Annotated in this window: 14 protein-coding genes and 1 tRNA gene; 8 read left to right on the top strand and 7 right to left on the bottom strand. The window is 34.4% G+C overall.

Annotated elements, in window-relative coordinates:
* Positions 1-689 precede the first annotated feature (689 nt).
* The 5 genes from ubiA to ABWU55_RS04525 all read right to left on the bottom strand — a co-directional run bounded on the left by ubiA (position 690) and on the right by ABWU55_RS04525 (position 9,018).
* A complete protein-coding gene (gene ubiA, locus ABWU55_RS04545) occupies positions 690-1,547 on the bottom strand; it encodes a 4-hydroxybenzoate octaprenyltransferase (RefSeq protein ID WP_353286174.1) in 858 nt (285 codons plus the stop codon).
* A gap of 3 nt (positions 1,548-1,550) precedes the next feature.
* Positions 1,551-1,949 (bottom strand): ribosome-binding factor A, encoded by a 399-nt coding sequence (locus tag ABWU55_RS04540; RefSeq protein ID WP_006279769.1) that lies wholly within the window; start codon positions 1,947-1,949, stop codon positions 1,551-1,553.
* Between the two features lie 9 nt (positions 1,950-1,958).
* The gene (gene infB / locus ABWU55_RS04535) at positions 1,959-4,283 is read right to left on the bottom strand and encodes a translation initiation factor IF-2 (RefSeq protein WP_353286173.1); all 2,325 of its coding nucleotides are present in this window, start codon (positions 4,281-4,283) and stop codon (positions 1,959-1,961) included.
* Positions 4,284-4,292: 9 nt separating this feature from the next.
* Complete coding sequence (nusA, locus tag ABWU55_RS04530) at positions 4,293-5,855, bottom strand: transcription termination factor NusA (RefSeq protein ID WP_015589511.1); 1,563 nt, start codon at positions 5,853-5,855, stop codon at positions 4,293-4,295.
* A gap of 88 nt (positions 5,856-5,943) precedes the next feature.
* Complete coding sequence (locus ABWU55_RS04525) at positions 5,944-9,018, bottom strand: efflux RND transporter permease subunit (RefSeq protein WP_208571588.1); 3,075 nt, start codon at positions 9,016-9,018, stop codon at positions 5,944-5,946.
* A 175-nt stretch (positions 9,019-9,193) separates the two neighbouring features.
* On the opposite strand from ABWU55_RS04525, the gene ABWU55_RS04520 reads away from it, so the two are divergent.
* On the top strand, positions 9,194-9,916 hold the full coding sequence (locus ABWU55_RS04520) for a hypothetical protein (protein WP_138264854.1): 723 nt from the start codon (positions 9,194-9,196) through the stop codon (positions 9,914-9,916).
* Between the two features lie 3 nt (positions 9,917-9,919).
* Here ABWU55_RS04520 and ABWU55_RS04515 read toward each other — a convergent pair whose 3' ends face one another.
* Positions 9,920-10,657 carry a glutamine synthetase gene (locus ABWU55_RS04515; protein WP_010963182.1) on the bottom strand — a complete coding sequence of 246 codons (738 nt, stop codon included), beginning with the start codon at positions 10,655-10,657 and terminating at the stop codon, positions 9,920-9,922.
* A gap of 326 nt (positions 10,658-10,983) precedes the next feature.
* Here ABWU55_RS04515 and dnaA point away from each other — a divergent pair, with 326 nt between their 5' ends.
* The gene (gene dnaA, locus ABWU55_RS04510) at positions 10,984-12,366 is read left to right on the top strand and encodes a chromosomal replication initiator protein DnaA (protein ID WP_353286172.1); all 1,383 of its coding nucleotides are present in this window, start codon (positions 10,984-10,986) and stop codon (positions 12,364-12,366) included.
* 27 nt (positions 12,367-12,393) lie between these two features.
* Here the strand turns inward: dnaA and ABWU55_RS04505 are convergent, their stop codons facing one another.
* Positions 12,394-13,668, bottom strand: a complete 1,275-nt coding sequence (locus ABWU55_RS04505; RefSeq protein WP_353286171.1) for a metallophosphoesterase — start codon at positions 13,666-13,668, stop codon at positions 12,394-12,396.
* 190 nt (positions 13,669-13,858) lie between these two features.
* Here ABWU55_RS04505 and ABWU55_RS04500 point away from each other — a divergent pair.
* From ABWU55_RS04500 to virB11, 6 genes are all read left to right on the top strand, one after another.
* A tRNA-Leu gene (locus ABWU55_RS04500) sits at positions 13,859-13,946 on the top strand.
* Positions 13,947-13,975: 29 nt separating this feature from the next.
* Positions 13,976-15,058 carry a GTP cyclohydrolase II gene (locus tag ABWU55_RS04495; protein ID WP_010082649.1) on the top strand — a complete coding sequence of 361 codons (1,083 nt, stop codon included), beginning with the start codon at positions 13,976-13,978 and terminating at the stop codon, positions 15,056-15,058.
* 72 nt (positions 15,059-15,130) lie between these two features.
* On the top strand, positions 15,131-15,811 hold the full coding sequence (locus ABWU55_RS04490; protein ID WP_151807683.1) for a virB8 family protein: 681 nt from the start codon (positions 15,131-15,133) through the stop codon (positions 15,809-15,811).
* Positions 15,798-16,598, top strand: a complete 801-nt coding sequence (gene virB9 / locus ABWU55_RS04485) for a P-type conjugative transfer protein VirB9 (RefSeq protein WP_174515708.1) — start codon at positions 15,798-15,800, stop codon at positions 16,596-16,598. Before ABWU55_RS04490 ends, virB9 begins: the two co-directional genes overlap by 14 nt.
* 16 nt (positions 16,599-16,614) lie before the next feature.
* On the top strand, positions 16,615-18,057 hold the full coding sequence (locus ABWU55_RS04480; protein WP_353286170.1) for a TrbI/VirB10 family protein: 1,443 nt from the start codon (positions 16,615-16,617) through the stop codon (positions 18,055-18,057).
* A 1-nt stretch (position 18,058) separates the two neighbouring features.
* Entirely contained in the window at positions 18,059-19,051 is a 993-nt protein-coding gene (gene virB11 / locus ABWU55_RS04475) for a P-type DNA transfer ATPase VirB11 (RefSeq protein WP_065094644.1), read from the top strand.
* Positions 19,052-19,057: the final 6 nt, after the last annotated feature.

Raw genomic sequence — 19,057 nt, 5'->3', positions numbered from 1 at the left:
GGGATGACGAGGTCATGCCACCGCGCGAACCGTCATACCGTCACGGTATCTCTAGATCCCGCTAACAAGTAGTGGGATGACGAGCTTATCGTCATCCTGCCGCGAACCGTCATACCGCCACGGTATCTCTTAGCCGCTAACACGTAGCGGGATGACGGTTGTTGTTTAGCTATAAATATTAAGAAATTTACCAAATGAAAAAAAAGGCAAAAGAAGCCCTGGGGTTATTATCCGCTTTAAAATATTGGCGTTTTTTATGTTTTAAACGCTTGACAAGCGAGATTCAGCCGCTTTTAATTGCAACTAACTTACGCTGCAAATGTTTAAGAAATTTACTAAGCAGAAAAAAAGACAAAGAATCCCCGAGTTAGCTAGTCTTTTACTATCTCTGTCGAGTATTGGCATTTTTTGATGTCTTGTAACGCTTTATAAGCGCGTTCAGCTTATTTAGATAAAAATCTAGATGTAGATGAAGTTTTGTAAAGACATACAGTATCTATATACTGCAAAAAATTGAACATAAGACGCCGATACATTGAGTAATCCTTACCTTTTAATCTGCAGATTGGCGAAAGCAAATACAATAGCTTCAGTTTCATGATAAGAGGGCTGGCGAAGGGTGTCAAGCAATTTTCGTTTCTGCGAGTACCTGAGTTTATTGACTTCATTAGAGCCAAAACTCTTGAGACCTAGGTGATAATTCTATCTAAAAGGATGCCAAAAAAGAGAAGCAACCCTACGTAGGAATTATTTTTAAATATGGACATGCATTGACTGGGATCGTCAGGATTGAAATTTTTGTATTGGCGGTGAAATATGAACCCTACAGCAAGTAGAGCAATATAAAAAATGTTATTTAATGATGATAAGATACCAGCATATAGCCACGTCATAAGAGATATTAAATAAAATCTTTTCAACCAAGATTTTGTTGTATCACCAAAATATAATGCGGTAGATTTCATCCCGAGTTTTTCATCATCTTTTTTATCTTGATGGGCGTATATGGTGTCATAGCTAAGTGTCCAAAAGACGCATCCTATATAAAACAGCAAGGATTCTATACTGATCTGGTTTGTTATTGCTGCTGAGCCCATGAGCGATCCCATATTGAAGGTAAACCCTAAGAACAATTGTGGCCACCAAACATACCGCTTTAATAAAGGGTAAGTAGCTATCATACACATTGAGATTATTCCAAGTATGAGTGTAGTTTTATTAGTTAATAATAAGATTACCAGGGCAATAGACAGTAACAGTGAAAGTAAAGCTAAAGCCTGCTTTATGTTTAATGCACCACTTGCAAGTGGCCTATATTTTGTTCGTTCAACGTGCGCATCTATTTCTCTATCGAAAATGTCATTGATTATGCACCCTGCAGGTCTCATTAAAAATGCACCTATAGTAAACAAAACAAGGAGAAAAAGAGCCTGATACGATAGAGAAGTTGAGGCTAAAAGAATACCGCTCAAACTGGGAAATAGCACAAGCCACAAACCCGTTAAACTGTGCAACCTCATTAATGAAAAGTAACGATTGAAATGCATTAATTAAGTGTGATTATGTAATATTTTGCTTACATTAACAAAATTATCGAACGCTAAGTCAGGCTTGAAAACTAGTTCAGGTATAAATCGCAAATCAACATAACACAATATAGATTTACGTATTGACCATGCAGACTGGTTCATTTCATTAACAACAGTGTTAATATCACAATTATTCTCAGAAGGATCTCCAGTGCGTCTTTTTTCTGGATCTAAGTAGTCAGCTACTTGAATATTCAATGAAGATAACACAATATATACATCTGCTTTTTTCAAATCTTTACTTAATTTTACGTCAGATACCGCTACATTTTTATTGAACACCTTACCTTCCATTAGAACTCTTGATATTGCTCTATGCAATACCGATGCTATCTTTAGGTTTCTAATTTCCTTTTTCATATCCAGCTACTATAACACCCTTTCTTCTTGCACTAATTGATAAGCTTCCAAAATATCTCCAACTTTAATATCGACATTACCCTCTAGTGATACTCCGCATTCAAAGTTTACACCTACTTCTTTAACATCATCTTTAAATCTACGTAGTGCTTTTAACTTTCCTTCATGCACCAATTTGCCACCACGCATTACCTTAATTAAAGAATCTTTTCTTATGACTCCATCACTTACGTAACATCCAATGATATTACCAGCTTTAGATACGTTAAATATTTGCCTTACAGATGCAGAACCAACACGAACCTCTCGTGTAACAGGCTTTAACATTTTAGTTAAATACATTCTCATGTCATCAATGAGCTCGTATATTATGTTATAAGTATGTATTTCTACACCTTTTTGTTTTGCCAAGTCCCTTATTTTTGAGTCCACTTTTACATTAAAAGCTAAAATTACTGCACTTGATGCTTCTGCAAGCAGCACATCTGAATCTGTTATCCCTCCTACTGCTTTGTGTAGGATATTTAATTTCACTTGATCTTTACCGAGTTTATCAATTGAACTTGATATTGCTTCAATAGAACCAGTTACATCGCACTTTAAAACTACAGATAGTTCTTCTATTTCACTGTTATTACGGCTGAATATATCTAAATTATTGTCGCCCAAATCTTCTTTCTTTTTCTTGATCAACTCTAGCCTGTATTCAACAATTTCACGCGCCTGCTTTTCAGAATTTACAACAACAAATTTATCTCCAGCATTTGGTACACCATTTAGACCAGTAATTTCAATTGGAGCGGAGGGTAGTGCTGCTTTTTCTCTTTGACCAAGGTGATTAACCATACTACGTACTTTACTGTATGTTGTACCAACTACCAATATATCACCAACCTTTAACGTTCCTTCCTCAACTATCAATGTAGCTGATATTCCTTTCGCTTTATCTATTTTGGATTCTATTACCCATCCAAGTGCTCGACAATCTTCTATTGCTTCTAGCTTCATTAATTCAGCGATTAACAAAATCGTCTCTTCTAGTTTATCTAAATTAGTTTTCTTTTTTGCTGATACTGGCACAATCATAACATCACCACCAAGCCCTTCAGGGATGAGATCATATTGAGGCAAACTATTAATTATTTTTTCTACATCACCAGGCTCAGATTTATCAATTTTATTAATAGCAACTATAATGGAAACATTTGCTGCTTTTGCATGATTTATTGCTTCAACTGTTTGTTTCATGATTCCATCGTCAGCTGCAACTACTATTACAACTATATTAGTAATATTGGCACCACGTGCACGCATCGCAGTGAACGCTTCATGTCCTGGTGTATCAATAAAGGTAATTTTTTGCTTATCTTTTGTCGTTATTTGATAAGCACCTATGTGTTGAGTTATGCCACCTGACTCTCTTTCTGCAACATTAGATTCACGAAATGCATCGAGCAATGAGGTTTTACCATGATCGACGTGTCCCATAAAAGTGACGATTGGTGGTTTAGGTTTTTTAGGCAGGCTTTCTCTGCCTTCTATAAAAAATAAATCTTTTTCTCTGTTGGTATCGCTCACTCGTTTAGCCGTATGATTAAATTTTTCCACTATTTCACATGCTATATCTGGATCCACCAGATCATCTACTCTATAACTCTCACCGACTTCTTCTTTGAACATTTTTAGCACACTCTTGCTATCTTCTGCCATGCGAATAGATAACTCCCTGATAGTTATTTTGTCTGGTATAATAACTTCTCTTGATATATTTTTACCCTTAGTAAACTTTGACTTTCTACCTCTTATACCAAACCTTTGCTTAAATACAGGGGGTTGTTCAGTTTTTTCATCTATTGCCTGTGCAATTACCAGTTTAGAATGCTTAGAATATATATCTTTGTTGACTTTAAAAGACTTTTTATCGTTGTCCTCATGGTCAATACTATCTTCTTTTGGTTCAACTAAGTGGGTATTACTTAAAACTTGCTTATTTATTTCCTTAGATAAAGCGTCCGCTTCATTTTTCTCGTCAATCTCTTTATTGCTGTCTTCTTTTGCTGTTTTCTCTTTTTCTTCTCTCTGATTTCTTTCTTTCAGCAAAGCAGCATTCTGCACAGCATTAATGCGAAAAATTTGTTCTTTCTCTGTTAAAGAACCTAATTTACTCTCGTCAAATAAATTATGTTCTTCTGCATCATGAGATTTTTTTCTTCTTTTTTTTACTACTGTAGCTCCAGTACTTGGGCTAGCTGAAGAGTTTAAATTGAGGTCTAATTTAAGCTTGCTTAAACCTTGGAGCGTTAATTTTTTATCACTGATATCTTCATTATTCATATTATTTTATTATATTAATCCAAGCTTTTTACGTGCTTCTATGATTATTGAATCTACTGTATCTTTTAGATCTTCTTTGCTATCGGATGAGGAAGAGAGTATGCTGCAAAACTCATAACTTGATAAATCTGCTATGTCCTCTAAAGTCTTAATATCATGCTTACTAAGAGCAATTTTATTGTCTATTGATAAAGTTAAATTGATTACATCATCCTCCATACCTAAACTTTTTAGCTCTTCTATTTTTCTATCATTTTCTGCTTTCAGGTACTTATTTGCTCTATTGTGAAGTTCGTTTGCAATATCTTCATTAAAGCCCTCTATTGAAGCAAGCTCTTTAATTGAAGCGCTAGATATGTCTTCTACACTTGAAAAACCTTCTGTTACCAATAGCTGACCCATAATCTCTTCTAAGTTTAAAGCTTCAGCAAATAAAGCTGAACATTGACTAAGTTCTTTACTTCGCCTTTCTGATTCTTGCTGAGTGCTTAATATCTCAATTTTCCATCCAACAAGCTCTGAAGCTAATCTTACATTCTGGCCCTTTTTTCCTATCGCTAAACTCAATTGATCTTCAGCAACTATTAACTCTATGCAATTTTCATTTTCATCAATAATAACCTTCGATACTTCTGCAGGAGTAATGGCTTTAATAACAAATTGACCCAAATCTGAGGAGTAATTTATAACGTCAATTTTTTCACCATTTAATTCGTGTATAATAGTTTTTATTCTATCTCCCTTAACTCCAACACAAGCACCTACTGGATCAATGTTCTTGTCGGGAGAGAAAACGGCAACCTTAGACCTTGAACCAGCATCTCTAGCTATACCTTTAATTGTCACTAATCCGTCAGCAATTTCTGGTATTTCTTGATTTAATAATGCCTCCAAAAAGCCTTCATGAGTCCTAGAAAGAATAATTTGACGTCCATCATCAGAGCGCTTAACAGTCTGTATGTAAGCTTTAACCTTATCACCTTCACGAAATGATTCACCACCAGTTAAATTTCGCAATGGAAGATATGCCCTAGTGCCATTTATGTCTATAATAAGATCTGAATATTCTACTTGTTTAACAATACCATACCTTATTTCTCCCACCTTATCTTTAAATTCCTCATATTGCTTTTTTGACTCTTCATCTTTAATTATTTGAGCAATCTTTTGCTGGGCAATTCTTGCTGAAGCAAGATCAGTGTTAAGAGAGAGTAATTCACTAACAGTATCTCCAACTTTTGCATCTCCTTTTATTAATTTAGCTTGTGTAAGCGTAATTGATTCACACTCGGTATTCTCTTTTTCATTTGATTCATCATCAATAACTTTTAGTTTTCTATATGAAGTAACTTTGCCTGTGTTTCTATCTATATCAACTACAATTTTACTTTTGCTACCATATTTTTGATGAGCCACTGCTTCTATAGCACTTTCTAGTGCCTTTATTACAACATCAAAATCTAAACCTTTTTGAAGTGAAAGCTCTCCTGCTGTTTTTATTACATCAAGGCTTCCAACTATGTTATTCTTGTTACTTTTCTGCTTAACACTGCTTTTACGATTAGCAATCATAATAAATAAATCCAATGTAATTAGTTATAATTATAGCTCCAACGGGCAAAGAACACTATCTTAAATGTTAAATGATTGCTAATTTAAGTCAAGTTTTTTCATGTTTTTGTATAACAAGCAACGCAGGAGTAAAGAATAAAGTTAAAACCGTTGCAGCCAATATTCCACTTGCTATGGTTGTTGAAATGTCAACCCACCACTGGCTTGATGGAGCATCATATGTGATTTGTAGCGTAAAAAAATTGATATTTAACCTGGTAATCATCGGTATTAAACCAAGAACTGTGGTTGCAACGGTAAGCAATATTGGCCTAACGCGAGAAATTGCAGCGTTTATTACACATCGCTTGATGTCATTTTTGTGTACCTTAATTTGATGATGAAAGGCATCAAGCAATAGTATGTTATTATTCACTATAATTCCTGCCAAAGCAATTATCCCCACTCCACACATAACAACTACGAAAACTTGTTGGATAAGAAAGAAAACAAAAAACACACATGTTGTGGATAAAAACACTGCTGTCATTACGATAAATGTATGGTATACATTATTAAACTGTGTCACTAATACCAATATCATTAGTGTAATCGCTAATATAAAAGCCTTTAACAAAAATGCTCCTGATTTTTGTTGATCTTCTTTGTCGCCTTTAAAATCAATTTTTACTCCCTTGTCCCAATCCTGGGCAATAGAATTCTGAATGAACTTTACTCTTTCATCAACAAGATAGCCAGTATCAACGTCAGCAGAGATTGTCACTGTGCGTAATCCATCAATCCTGTTTAGTTTGTTTACCTTTTTTTCGGGAGCATATTTTACTATGTTGCTCATAGGATACGGGCCATTAACTGTATTGATAAAAAGATTGTCTATAGTCTTCATATTGCGGTCCTTTCTGGGGAAACGGAGTACAATATCGATTTCTTCATCCGTGTTATTTGGTCTATATTTTCCAATCAATACTCCATTTGTAACCATCTTTATAAAATCGCCAATGGTTGCAACACTTACTTCAGAGCTTGTAGCCTTACTCTTATCAACACTCATATTCCACTCTATTTCAGGTGCTGATCTGCTATCTTGAATATTTATAAACCCGGATGAAGGTTGGTTCATAATTTCTAGAATTTTCTCTGCTGCTAAATTCAAACTGGATACACTCCCGCTGAGGTTAATTTGTATTGGCTTGTCAGCCGACGGTCCTGGCTTTTCCTCTTGAACATTAATTATTATTCCTTTCATGTCTTGCACACTGCTCCTTATATCATTTAGTATGTGCTTAGCTTTGCGCCTGAAGCGCCAATCCATAAGTTCTAGTTGTATTCTGGCGATAACGTTGTCTGAAAATGCTCCTGATCTAGCATAAGAAACATGAATTTCTTTTTCAATGCTCAAAATGCGTTCTTCCACTTCTTTGAGTATCAGATCTCGTTCTTTGGCTGATAAGCTTTCTTTTGCTTTAACACTGATTAAAATATTATCTGAATCCACTTTCGGAAAAAACTTTACTCCAGGACCAAAAGTAAAGTACAGCACACTAAATGAAAACAAAACGAATACAGTAGCACATACGAATTTTTTAGGATGATCCAAAACCTTCTCTAGCATGCGTACGTAAGCTCTTATTATAGGCCCAGCATTTTTTATTTCACCACTTTCTATAGCACTCATTTTTTTTATTTCTTTTTTTGAAGTTATCGAAGGCTTACCAAATATTGCACCAAGTGTTGGTATAAAAACCAAAGCCATAATGAGCGATCCAGTCAAAGTTAGGATTATTGTAATTGGTATGTACTGCATGAATTTACCAACAGTATCAGGCCAGAATAATAGAGGAAAAAACACTGCTAATTTAGTTAACGTTGATGATAGAACCGGATAAAACATATCACGAACTGAAGTGTAAAAAGCTTCTACTTTGTCCATTCCGCAGATCATCTTTCTATCGGCATATTCGCTGATCACAATTGCATCATCAACCAGCATGCCAACAGCCATAATTAAACTGAAGAGCACAACGATATTTAAGGTTATACCCATAAAGTAAAGAGCTATTATCCCAATGAGAAAGGAACCGGGTATCGAGAGTGCCACAAGAATAGCAATCCTTGTTCCCATAGAAAGCATCATTATGATCAATATTAACAACACAGCAAATATTATGCCGTTTTCCAAGTCATCAAGCACATCGCGGACGTTTTTTGACTGGTCGTTTAAGTACACCACTTTTAAATTTTCAGGTAATTGATCTTTTGCCTTATCCATTAAGTATTTTACTTGATTTACTGTGTCTATTATGTTTTTTCCGTTACGTTTTGAAATTCCTAGCACGACACTAGGTAATCCATTAATGCGAGCAAATCCTTGGTGATCCTCAAACCTAGGGTATACTTTTGCTATATCTTTGATTCTCAAAACTGCATCGCCTTGAGATCTAATAGGAATATTCATAATATCTTCTATATCTTTTAATAACCCTGATATTTTAATCGAATATTTACCGGTATCATTTTCCAGTGACCCAGCTCCCACTAGTCTGTTATTGCTTGATATAGCTTGGAATATTTCGTTTGATTGAATGTTATATTTTGTTAGAACTGTGGGCTCAACTATCACTTCCACTGTTTCTTTACGCATACCTGCCACTTCAACTTTGAGAACATTTGGCAGAGATTCTATTTCTTTCTTTAGCTTGCGTGCTATTTCAGTTAAGGCTCTTTCTGGCAAATTACCAATTAAGCCGACATTGAGTATCGGAAATAAGCTCAAGTTTATTTCATTGATTATCGGAGATTCCGCTTCAACAGGTAACTTCGATTTTATGTTTGAAAGCTTTGAACGGACATTATCGAGCACTTCTTTATTATCATACTCTGTTCCAAATTCGAGTATCATGTGAGCACCATCATTAGTTGCAAAAGCTCTCAATTCTCTTACACCTTCGATGGATCTTAGTTCATTTTCTATAGGAAGCACTAATAGCTTTTCACTATCTTGAGCAGAAATCCCAGGAAGTCCAACAAACACGCTGATTATAGGAATCTGTATACCAGGATTGCTTTCCCTTGGCATTTTTACATAAACGTATGAACCGAAGATAAAAATTACTATAAGTAATAATACCACCGCCCTGTTTCGCTCTATGAGTAAGCTCTGCATGTTGAATGTTAGCTGAATATGTGCGTTTGTACAATATTATAGTCGAGATACATTGCATATTAATTAATCCTTGTGTAGCTTTAAAACTTTACGCAAATAATTAAAATTTTTGCAAAATTGCAAGTATAAGAAAATTTCTGTATAATAATTCTAGAGCAGTATTTGAGAGGTTATTATGGTGGCAATTCTAAATATAACAAAAGGCAAAAATAAAGTTATTGTGTCTGGATTAGCTGGAGCTTTATCAGCTTTAATATTTTTAACAGCAATCCACATTGCCGCAAAGATAGCCATTATCGTTTCTGCTGCTGCAGTTACTTACTTATTACTTTCGCTGATTCATAAAATAAGAACTAAAAAAGAACAGCCTGCTGAAATTACTGGTGTTTCAGGAGATGAAGGTGAAGAAAAAGGTACCGTAAAAGAACCAAAAAGAACTGAAACTGAGCTAGCAGAAGAAATAATAAGGAAAAGAGCAGAAGAGCGCATGGAGAAAGGATCACTTGGTGGCCCTATAAATGCGTTTGGCGAACCAATTCTTGATGAATTTAAGAACACTGAAGGCAGTCATTCTGCTGATTATACAAAAACTATGGTAGTACCTGAGAAAATTATTCTTGACATGTCAGATGATAGAAATCCTGCACAAAATAACTCTAGCTCTATAAAGAATCAGATGAAATCTCTCCCTGAACACATGGATGTATCTGGTAATCCACTTCCTGAGCAGCCACCGAGCAACCTTACCAATATAGGGCTTGGATCATCTAAAAGTACGCAGAAACTATCTGCTGCAGACTTGCTATTACAGTATGGGAATGTAAATAATGATGTGAGGAAAGTGCTAGAATGGCCAATTACCTCAAAGGAGTTTAATGGGTTAGGGTTTAACAGGTAGTTGCTATATCAAACTCTCCATCTTATATTGAGGATCAGATGCAATGCCATACACTCTATTTGGCGGAGCAATTTTGTTCTCTATACCAAAAACTATACCTTCAATTATTGCTGTGAGTACTTTTTCAAGGTTACAATCTGTTCCAGGAACACGGTGCTCTAGGCGGCATCTTTTGGAATCGTTGCCAAAATAGGGAATTCTTATCGCAGCAGTTCTGTTATTTACTCCCCAACTAATCGTAGTTGGAGTGTGAATATCCGGATACTGAAATCTTAAATATGAATCATCATTTGGAGCAAAAAACAACATATGTTTTTTCATCATTGCACATAATCCACCAATACTATGAATCAGATAGTCACTGTACTTTTGCTCATTGATATAAAATAAGTTACCGTTATTTGAATTCACGAGATTAACATGCACATTTAATGCACTGCCTGCTCTATCCAAATAAGGCTTTGCTTTAAAAGAAACATTCCCACCTAGTTTTTGTGCTGTTTCAGTAAGTGATTGTTTTGCTAACTCAAAATGCTTAATTAAATTGTAGGAGTTCGTATAACAACCACTTTTTATCTCATACTGATGTGTAGAATTCTCCTTCTCGCAAGAAAATTCAAGAGATGCTATTTTATTTTTGATGCTATTCAGAAATAAGTATTCTTTTTCTATTCCTTCAATGTAAAACTCTAGTTCAATACCGAATACAGCATAACAACTCAAATTACTTAATATAATCATAAATTTGCTTCAGTAAATCTATATTAGGTTAGCTATATTTATATGAATACTTTACTTATTTGCCAGTAAATTTAACATCTTATTTATACATAATGTATTACTGTTTTTAATAGCATGCTTCTAATCCTCGATACAAGCGACATTTACAAATTTTTCATTTTTTTGAAATAAAAATGATCAATTTTAATGTTTTTATACCCTTTACAACCCATCAAAAAATCACCATAATTTTTAGTATGTATTAAGTAGTATTAGCTTTTCATTTTGCAGTAAGCTATTGATTATCTTATATTTTTCTAATTATTGCTTTTTTCTTGGTGTGGTATATGAACTTAACTAGCCCTAACGTTTCTACTATGTTTTTTGATCAGATTATTACAGTAACGGATCACAATGTTACTTGGGAAAAAATCCAAAATTGTCTTTATAATCTTTATGGAGAAGCAACATATAATAGCTGGCTGAGTTCACTAAAATTTGTCAGTAGCAGAAATGGGGAAGTTCTTTTATCCGTGTCAACAAGGTTTATAAAAGAGTGGATTACAGTTCATTACATGAAAAAAATATTATCATTATGGCAAAGCGAAGATAAAAGTATACGTTCTATTGATATTCAAGTAATTGAGGAGAGGAATTCAAATTTTAATGTTATACTAAAAAACAGAGAGGAAAGTAATCATAATCTTGGTTCGCCGCTGGATCCAAGGTTCACCTTTGATAATTTTGTAGTGGGAAAGCCAAATGAATTAGCATTTACGGCGGCAAAGCGTGTGGCAGAATCTATAGATCCAATATTAGGCAGCAATCCTTTTTTTCTATATGGTGGAGTGGGACTTGGTAAAACACATCTAATGCATGCTATAGCTTGGCACATAGTCAATTCCCCATCAGCAAAAAGAAAAGTGGTGTATTTATCAGCAGAGAAATTCATGTACCAATATATTACAGCGCTGCGAAGCAAAGATATTATGTTATTTAAAGAGCAATTTAGATCAGTAGATGTATTGATGGTAGATGATGTGCAATTTATCAGTGGTAAAGATAGTACACAAGAAGAATTTTTTCACACTTTCAATGCATTGATAGACCAAAATAAACAATTGGTTATATCAGCTGATAGGTCTCCTAGTGATCTTGATGGAGTGGAAGAAAGAATAAAATCACGACTCGGTTGGGGGTTGGTGGCAGATATTAATGAAACAACTTTTGAATTAAGGCTTGGTATATTGCAGGCAAAAGTGGAGCAGATGAATATGTATGTTCCGAAAGATGTCCTAGAGTTTTTAGCAAGGAACATAAAATCTAATATAAGAGAATTAGAAGGAGCATTAAATAAGGTTACCCATACCTCATTAATTGGAAGAAGTATGACGGTAGAATCAGCTAGTGAAACCCTAATCGATCTTCTTAGGTCAAATCATAGGTCAGTCACAATAGAAGAAATACAAAAGAAAGTAGCTGAATTTTTCAATATAAAGGTTGCAGATATGCAATCCAATAGAAGGCTTCGCAGTCTTGCAAGGCCAAGACAAATAGCTATGTATTTTGCCAAAAAATTTACGCAAAAAAGCCTACCAGATATTGGGAGAAACTTTGGTGGCAGAGACCATGCTACTGTTATACATGCAGTAAAACAAGTAGAAAATTTTATAAAGACCGACTCAAAATTTGCTGATGAAATCAATCGATTAAAAAAAATGTTTAAGTAGCGTTTTTAAAATAGCTAATAACAAATCCTAAAATGAATCGACTATAGTTTTAATCCGTTTAAGTTTAAAATCTTCTGTTAGCTTCGCAGAATACATTTCCTTATTGTGTTGATTATAGAAGGTAAATTCGTGATCATCTAAATTTAGTATTGCAAAGCCAAAGCCAAAAAAGTTTCTAACCTCGTGTGCTAAGTAGTTTTTACCATTTGAATAGTCAAATTCTACATTTTGATAAACAGATTCTTGATCTTGAGCGTGTAATGATGCACCACCGTTTCCAACTATAATTTGGTCTGGAACATTATCCATTAATAAAATCTGGGCTATATGAATGTGGCCAGAAATTATGGTAGTAACATTGCTTGGAAATTTATCTCCAAAAGCTTCGATTTGTGTAAGATTACCATGGCTTTTTAATGTCAAAAATTCTTTTTTTGGAGATCTCCAAAGCGGTTTATGAGTTAAAAACCACATGGGCTTGTCAGAACTATTTTGTATCAATTTATCAAATTGCCTCTCAAAAGCATCAATTGTGCTTTGGGTTGTAAAAATATCCTCACCGGATGAAGAGTCGAAGATAAAAAATTTCATCGGTCCAGCATCTAAGGACCAACTAGAAACGAAGTTTCCACATTTTTCAGACGAAAAGGGGTATGAATCTAGATACCTGAACCATCCTTCATAAGCTCTATCACAACTCTCATGGTTTCCACGAACAAAAAGGAAAGGGGATTGTGATAAAATATCCTTTGCAGGCTCAAACCAATCAGCGTACCAAACTTCTTTATTATATCCATAAATATCGCCACACTTTTTTGTATTTCTACATTTTGTTTGTCTATAATGATAATCACCAACATGGATAATTAAATCTGGTTTATGAAGGGCGATTGAATCTAAATTTTTTTTTAAAGGCCAGCTATCTACCGAATTACATTCCTGCTGAAATAACATATTTATTCTACAGCCCGTGTCACCAATGAAAGCAATTTTATTAACCTTTTTTGGTAATATAGGAACCCGTAGATCCTCAATACTAATGTTTTTGGCACTTGTTTGTACTGTCAGTTCACAAACTGTTTCGTTATGATCACCATTGTTAATTGAGCTGCGATTCAGCATTTCTGTTTCCTCGCCATCAACATAAACAATGGGACACATGTCATTGTCCGTAATTGCGCGTATGCTTAGTTTATTTTCTGGGATAACTTGAGACCATGTGTATAATATTTGTGCATGGACGAAATGAAAGCTAGTTATAAGAGAGAGAGCAAAAAAAATAAAGATATTAGCTATATTCATTTGTATAAAAACCTAAGTTAAAAATTAGTAGTAAGGTTATCTTAAATGATTAAAATTTATAATCACAAAATTCATAATCAAATTATACAAACAATTTCTAAATTATTCTAGTATCAGATTGACACTCTAGATGAAAAATTCTAAAATGATTAAGTAATTTAAAATAATTATATAAAAACTAGAATATAGTGCGGCCGTGGTGGAATTGGTAGACACGCAGCGTTGAGGTCGCTGTGGCTCATAAGGCCTTGGAAGTTCAAGTCTTCTCGGCCGCACCAGTTTTTATCGCTGTTTAATATGGGTAAAAATGTTTATAGGAAATCAGAGTAGCAATAAGGTAGAAAGAGCTATCAGCGAAATCAGGCGCGGTCGGCCAATTGTAATATATGATGAAAGTAATTACCTATTGTTTGCTGCTGCTGAGGCTTTAGAAAGAGATTTATTTAATCAATACAAGCTTACATCAAGTAATGTATATGTTACTTTAACTTCAAGTAAGGTAAAATACATATCTCAGAATAAAGAACATAACAGCAAACGTCTGTTGGTGAATAATTTTGATGAACTGCTCTATTTAATAAACTGTTCAAAGGAAGATTGCATAAAAGAGTTGCAATGCTCAAAGACAATAGATGAATGTGCTATTGCCTTGCTTAAGTTCTCAGAATTATTGCCATACGCGTTAGTGGCTGATATGACTTTTGAGAATAACCATGAAATGCGAAATTGGTGCGAGAAAAATGACGTTATTGCACTGGACACGTCATTCATAAATAATTTTCAAGAAAATCAGGATGTATATGAAGTGTGCAAAACATCATTATTTTTAAAACAGACTCAAGAAGTAAATATCATATCTTATAGAACCGAAAGTGGTGGAAGAGAACATCATGCAATTATCATTGGCAATCCAGATAAAGATGACGAACCATTAGTGAGAATTCATTCTTCGTGCTATACGGGTGACTTGTTAGATAGCTTGTCATGCGATTGCAGAAGTCAGTTACATCAAGCAATTCAAATGATAGCTGACTCTGGAAGTGGTATTATATTGTATTTGATGCAAGATGGAAGAGGCATTGGTTTAACTAATAAGTTAAGAGCGTACAGTATGCAAAGAGGACATAATCTTGATACTGTTGATGCAAATAGAATATTGGGTTTTGAAGATGATGAAAGGAGTTTTGCTGTTGCAGCTAAAATGCTTAAGAAATTGAACATTAACAAAATCCAATTACTTACAAACAATGATAGGAAATTGTCAGAATTGGAAAGTAGTGGTATAGGAGTTACAAAGTGTCTACCACTTATTGTGGAACGTAATAAATATAACGATTCATATATGGAGACAAAGTTTGGTAAATTAGGCCATAGATTAAGAGTTTTTTAGCTTTTTTGCTGTAACTACTTTGTTAATTTGCTATGTTTATTAACATAAGTTAAGATTTTTAGGAATACTAAAATGCTAAGATTTTTTAAGCGAGAAAAAAATACTGAATCCTTAGATAAGGATATAAATTGGAATTCAAACCGCTACAGCACAGTTATTGCTCAAAGGAATATTCTACTTTTATTTGCATTAATATTATTAGCAACGATCTCTATCAGCATATTAGTCATATTTAAAATTAGCACAAGTAGCACTATTGAGCCATTTGTTATAGAAATTGACAAGAAATCAGGAATAGTGCAATTGGTTGATCCTGTCACAGTAAAACAGTATTCTGCAGATGAAGCGCTAAACGATTATTTTATTTCAGAGTATATAAAAGCAAGGGAGGTTTTTGATCCATATCATTATAATTATAACTATTATACAAAGGTGAGGTTGTTTTCCTCACCTAATGTGTATAATGAATTTAGAAATTATGTAGGATCGCAGAATATGGATGATCTTTTTAATTTATATTCAGATACCAAAAGTGAATTTAAAATTCGCTCAATTCAAAAGTTGGGTAACGATGCTCTTCAGGTGAGATTTTTTGTGGAATTTACACGGAAAGATGGAAGTTCTACGAGAAAAAATAAGATAGTTATTATGTCATATAGATATGCATCGCTTGAAATGGATGATCAGCAAAGATATATTAACCCATTAGGATTTCAAGTTATTTCATATAGAGTAGATGATGAATATGTATAGGATATTATTAGTTTTAGCTTTACTTGTAAGTGGCAATTTAAACGCATCCATTAATTATAATGAGCCTATTTCTATAGATAGTAGAATAAAGACTTTTGTGTATAGCCCTAATGAAGTATTTACGGTGGTTTTTAGTCAGGGTTACTATTCTTATATTGAATTTGCGGAAGGAGAAAAAGTTAAAAATATCGCTGTTGGTGATGCATCAAGTTGGAAAATTAATCCTTATGACAATAAATTGCTTATCATGCCATTTGAAGTTAGTAGTCGCACTAACATGATTATTACGACAACTAAAAAAAGAAATTACATTTTTGATTTAATCTCAAGGCCAAACTACGATAAATACCCGGATACTGATGCTAAGAAAGTAGATCACGATTATTCTGCTGAAAAGGATATATCTTACGTAGTACGTTTTTATTATCCTCAAGAAGAAGGTGAATTTGATGTTGATTTAGATGAGGTTTCTTTACCTACTCAAATGCAATATACTACAGACAAGCTAGAAAAAATAATACAAGAAAATGATACGAAGTACAATTATACATATATTGATGAAGGTGGTAATGCGGATATAGTTCCGATCGAGTTATTTGATGATGGTTATTTAACCTATTTAAAATTTAGAAATAATAATAAAATACCTCAGGTTTTTGTAGAAGGGGAGGATAAACCTTGTAAAAGGCTGTTATTTGATGATTATGTTATAATAAAAGGAGTACATAAAAAGCTATTTATGCGTTATGAAGATGGTGAAGTTGAAATTATAAATAGGTCACTTTAGCTGTGGTACATGCAATATGAATAAAGAAAGGCGTAACAATTCAGAAGATGAATCAGAAATAGAGAATAAGGTAGTAACAGTTGGCTCTAATCAAGGTCATAGGGCATTGATGGTCATTATTTTAGTGCTTCTGGCTGGTGGAGTGTATTATCTCTATTTTAGTCCTTCTCCTAAAGAGGGTTCAGAAGTTATTAAAAAAGAGGAAACAAAGCAAAACGTTCAAGAATTGAAAGGAAAGTTGGAACAAGTTCCAGATAATGTAATGGTTCCTGAAAGAATAATAACTGATCCCTTACCACCCTTACCTCCTCTTCCTACACCACTAATCATACCAGAAATAAAACAAATTAGAAAAGAAGAAGAGAAACCAAAAGAAACTCCTGTGTCAAATATACCTATTTTGCCAAAGCAAAATTTTCCTTCTAGTAATGTTATGGGCAATTTACCTACCTCGTTTCCTACAATAGGGGGTGGCGGTTATCCTAGAGACAGACGTAGTGCACAGATGTTGACAATTTCAGGTGGTAGTGGAGAGAACAAGGCTGCTGATGCTATTTTATCCGACACTTCAGCACAATCGAGCAAAGCTACCAGAGTAGGAAAGCTTGGTTTAATGATTACTCAAGGTAAAATTATTGATGCTGTTCTTGAAACTGCAATAAACTCTGATCTGCAAGGAATGCTGCGTGCTATGGTGAGTAGAGATGTTTATGCAGAAACTGGTGATACAGTTTTAATACCTAAAGGCTCAAGATTGATAGGCAGTTATTCATTTGACTCGAATGTTGCTAAATCTCGTGTAAATATAAACTGGAATAGAGTGATTCTGCCACATGGAATAGATATTGCAAGCTCATCACTTAGTACTGACGAGCTTGGTAGAGCAGGAATAGCAGGAATAGTTGATAACAAAATAGTAAGTGCGTTATTCTCTTCAGTGACACTTGCTGGTGTTTCGATTGGTTCTGCTGTTATAGGGCAAAAGGCTTCTAATCTTGTTGATACGCTAACTGTCAGAGATGCAGTAAAGTCTATCACTGCAACCGAAATAGATTTTTCTTCTCTCCAACTCATTATTGACCCAGAAAAGAAGATATCTAGTGACAAATGGAAATTAGGCCTTGGGGCTATCGGAAGAATTCGGAGTGCCAAAAGCAGACAAGATTTACTAAAAATAATGAAAGAGGAAATAGCAAAAGCACTAGGAATTGAAGAAGACGAGGTAAATATAAGCCTGGAAATTGTAAATCAACTGTTAGAACAAATTCAAAGAAAAAGCAAGTCTGTTTATGATGAAGCAATCGGGAAATCAATCGAGGATTTTTCTAAAGATATGCGGGATGTAGTGGGCAGATATACAGATAAAAAACCAACTATTTATGTTGATCAAGGCACTGCATTGAAAGTATTTGTTAACCAAGATATAGTATTTCCTCCACAGGCAATATTAAATCAATGAAATGAACTATGCTGCACTTGATACATATTTGGAGCCATTACAAGGCATATTTCAAGAAGAAGGCGTAAATGAAATATCAATAAATAAGCCAAAGGAAGTATGGATTGAAAATCGCGGTGAAATAAGGTGTGAAAAATTAGAAGTATTCGATCTTAACCATTTGAAATCTCTTGGCAGACTGATTGCTCAAGCTACAGAACAAAAACTTAGCGAAGAAGCGCCGTTACTTTCGGCAACATTACCAAATGGTTATCGTATACAGATAGTATTTCCGCCAGCATGTGAACCTGATAAAGTAGTCATGTCGATTCGTAAGCCTTCTAGCATGCAGTTAGCACTCGATGATTACGAAAAAATGGGGGCTTTTTCTGAAACTGTTACAGAAGCAACTGATAATCCAGTTGACCGTCATTTGGATTTATTGTTAAGGCAAAAAAAAATAAAAGAGTTTTTAGAATACGCTGTAATAAGTAAGAAAAATATTATAATTAGTGGTGGAACTTCCACTGGTAAGACTACTTTTACTAATGCTACTTTGCGTGCTATTCCAGCTGAGGAAAGAATTATTACTGTTGAGGATGCAAGGGAAATCGTTTTGAACGATCATCCCAATAAAGTCCATCTAATTGCCTCTAAAGGAGGGCAGGGCAGAGCAAAAGTAACCACTCAAGATTTGATAGAAGCGTGCTTACGTTTAAGGCCAGACAGAATAATAGTTGGTGAGCTCCGTGGAGCGGAAGCTTTTAGTTTTCTCAGGGCGATAAATACTGGTCACCCTGGATCAATATCAACCCTTCATGCAGATAGTCCAACAATGGCCCTTGAGCAAATAAAATTGATGGTTATGCAGGCAAATCTTGGCATTCCTCCAGACCAAATTATACCATACATTAGAAATGTGATTGATATTGTTATTCAGCTAAAAAGAACCGGTGGGGGCAAAAGAAGCATTTCTGAGATATTATTTACTAGATCTGCGAGCGAAAATGCTTAAATTTAT

The sequence above is a fragment of the Wolbachia endosymbiont (group A) of Crataerina pallida genome, assembly GCF_964028475.1.
GTDB classification, from domain to species: domain Bacteria; phylum Pseudomonadota; class Alphaproteobacteria; order Rickettsiales; family Anaplasmataceae; genus Wolbachia; species Wolbachia pipientis.
This window is presented reverse-complemented; position numbering and strand designations above follow the sequence as displayed.

What these genes read in the sequence shown, in the direction of transcription:
- ubiA (WP_353286174.1), bottom strand. Translation starts at nt 1,547, where the DNA reads ATGCATTTCAATCGTTACTTTTCATTAATGAGGTTGCACAGTTTAACG.
- ABWU55_RS04540 (WP_006279769.1), bottom strand. Translation starts at nt 1,949, where the DNA reads ATGAAAAAGGAAATTAGAAACCTAAAGATAGCATCGGTATTGCATAGA.
- infB (WP_353286173.1), bottom strand. Translation starts at nt 4,283, where the DNA reads ATGAATAATGAAGATATCAGTGATAAAAAATTAACGCTCCAAGGTTTA.
- nusA (WP_015589511.1), bottom strand. Translation starts at nt 5,855, where the DNA reads ATGATTGCTAATCGTAAAAGCAGTGTTAAGCAGAAAAGTAACAAGAAT.
- ABWU55_RS04525 (WP_208571588.1), bottom strand. Translation starts at nt 9,018, where the DNA reads ATGCAGAGCTTACTCATAGAGCGAAACAGGGCGGTGGTATTATTACTT.
- ABWU55_RS04520 (WP_138264854.1), top strand. Translation starts at nt 9,194, where the DNA reads ATGGTGGCAATTCTAAATATAACAAAAGGCAAAAATAAAGTTATTGTG.
- ABWU55_RS04515 (WP_010963182.1), bottom strand. Translation starts at nt 10,657, where the DNA reads ATGATTATATTAAGTAATTTGAGTTGTTATGCTGTATTCGGTATTGAA.
- dnaA (WP_353286172.1), top strand. Translation starts at nt 10,984, where the DNA reads ATGAACTTAACTAGCCCTAACGTTTCTACTATGTTTTTTGATCAGATT.
- ABWU55_RS04505 (WP_353286171.1), bottom strand. Translation starts at nt 13,668, where the DNA reads ATGAATATAGCTAATATCTTTATTTTTTTTGCTCTCTCTCTTATAACT.
- ABWU55_RS04495 (WP_010082649.1), top strand. Translation starts at nt 13,976, where the DNA reads ATGTTTATAGGAAATCAGAGTAGCAATAAGGTAGAAAGAGCTATCAGC.
- ABWU55_RS04490 (WP_151807683.1), top strand. Translation starts at nt 15,131, where the DNA reads ATGCTAAGATTTTTTAAGCGAGAAAAAAATACTGAATCCTTAGATAAG.
- virB9 (WP_174515708.1), top strand. Translation starts at nt 15,798, where the DNA reads ATGAATATGTATAGGATATTATTAGTTTTAGCTTTACTTGTAAGTGGC.
- ABWU55_RS04480 (WP_353286170.1), top strand. Translation starts at nt 16,615, where the DNA reads ATGAATAAAGAAAGGCGTAACAATTCAGAAGATGAATCAGAAATAGAG.
- virB11 (WP_065094644.1), top strand. Translation starts at nt 18,059, where the DNA reads ATGAACTATGCTGCACTTGATACATATTTGGAGCCATTACAAGGCATA.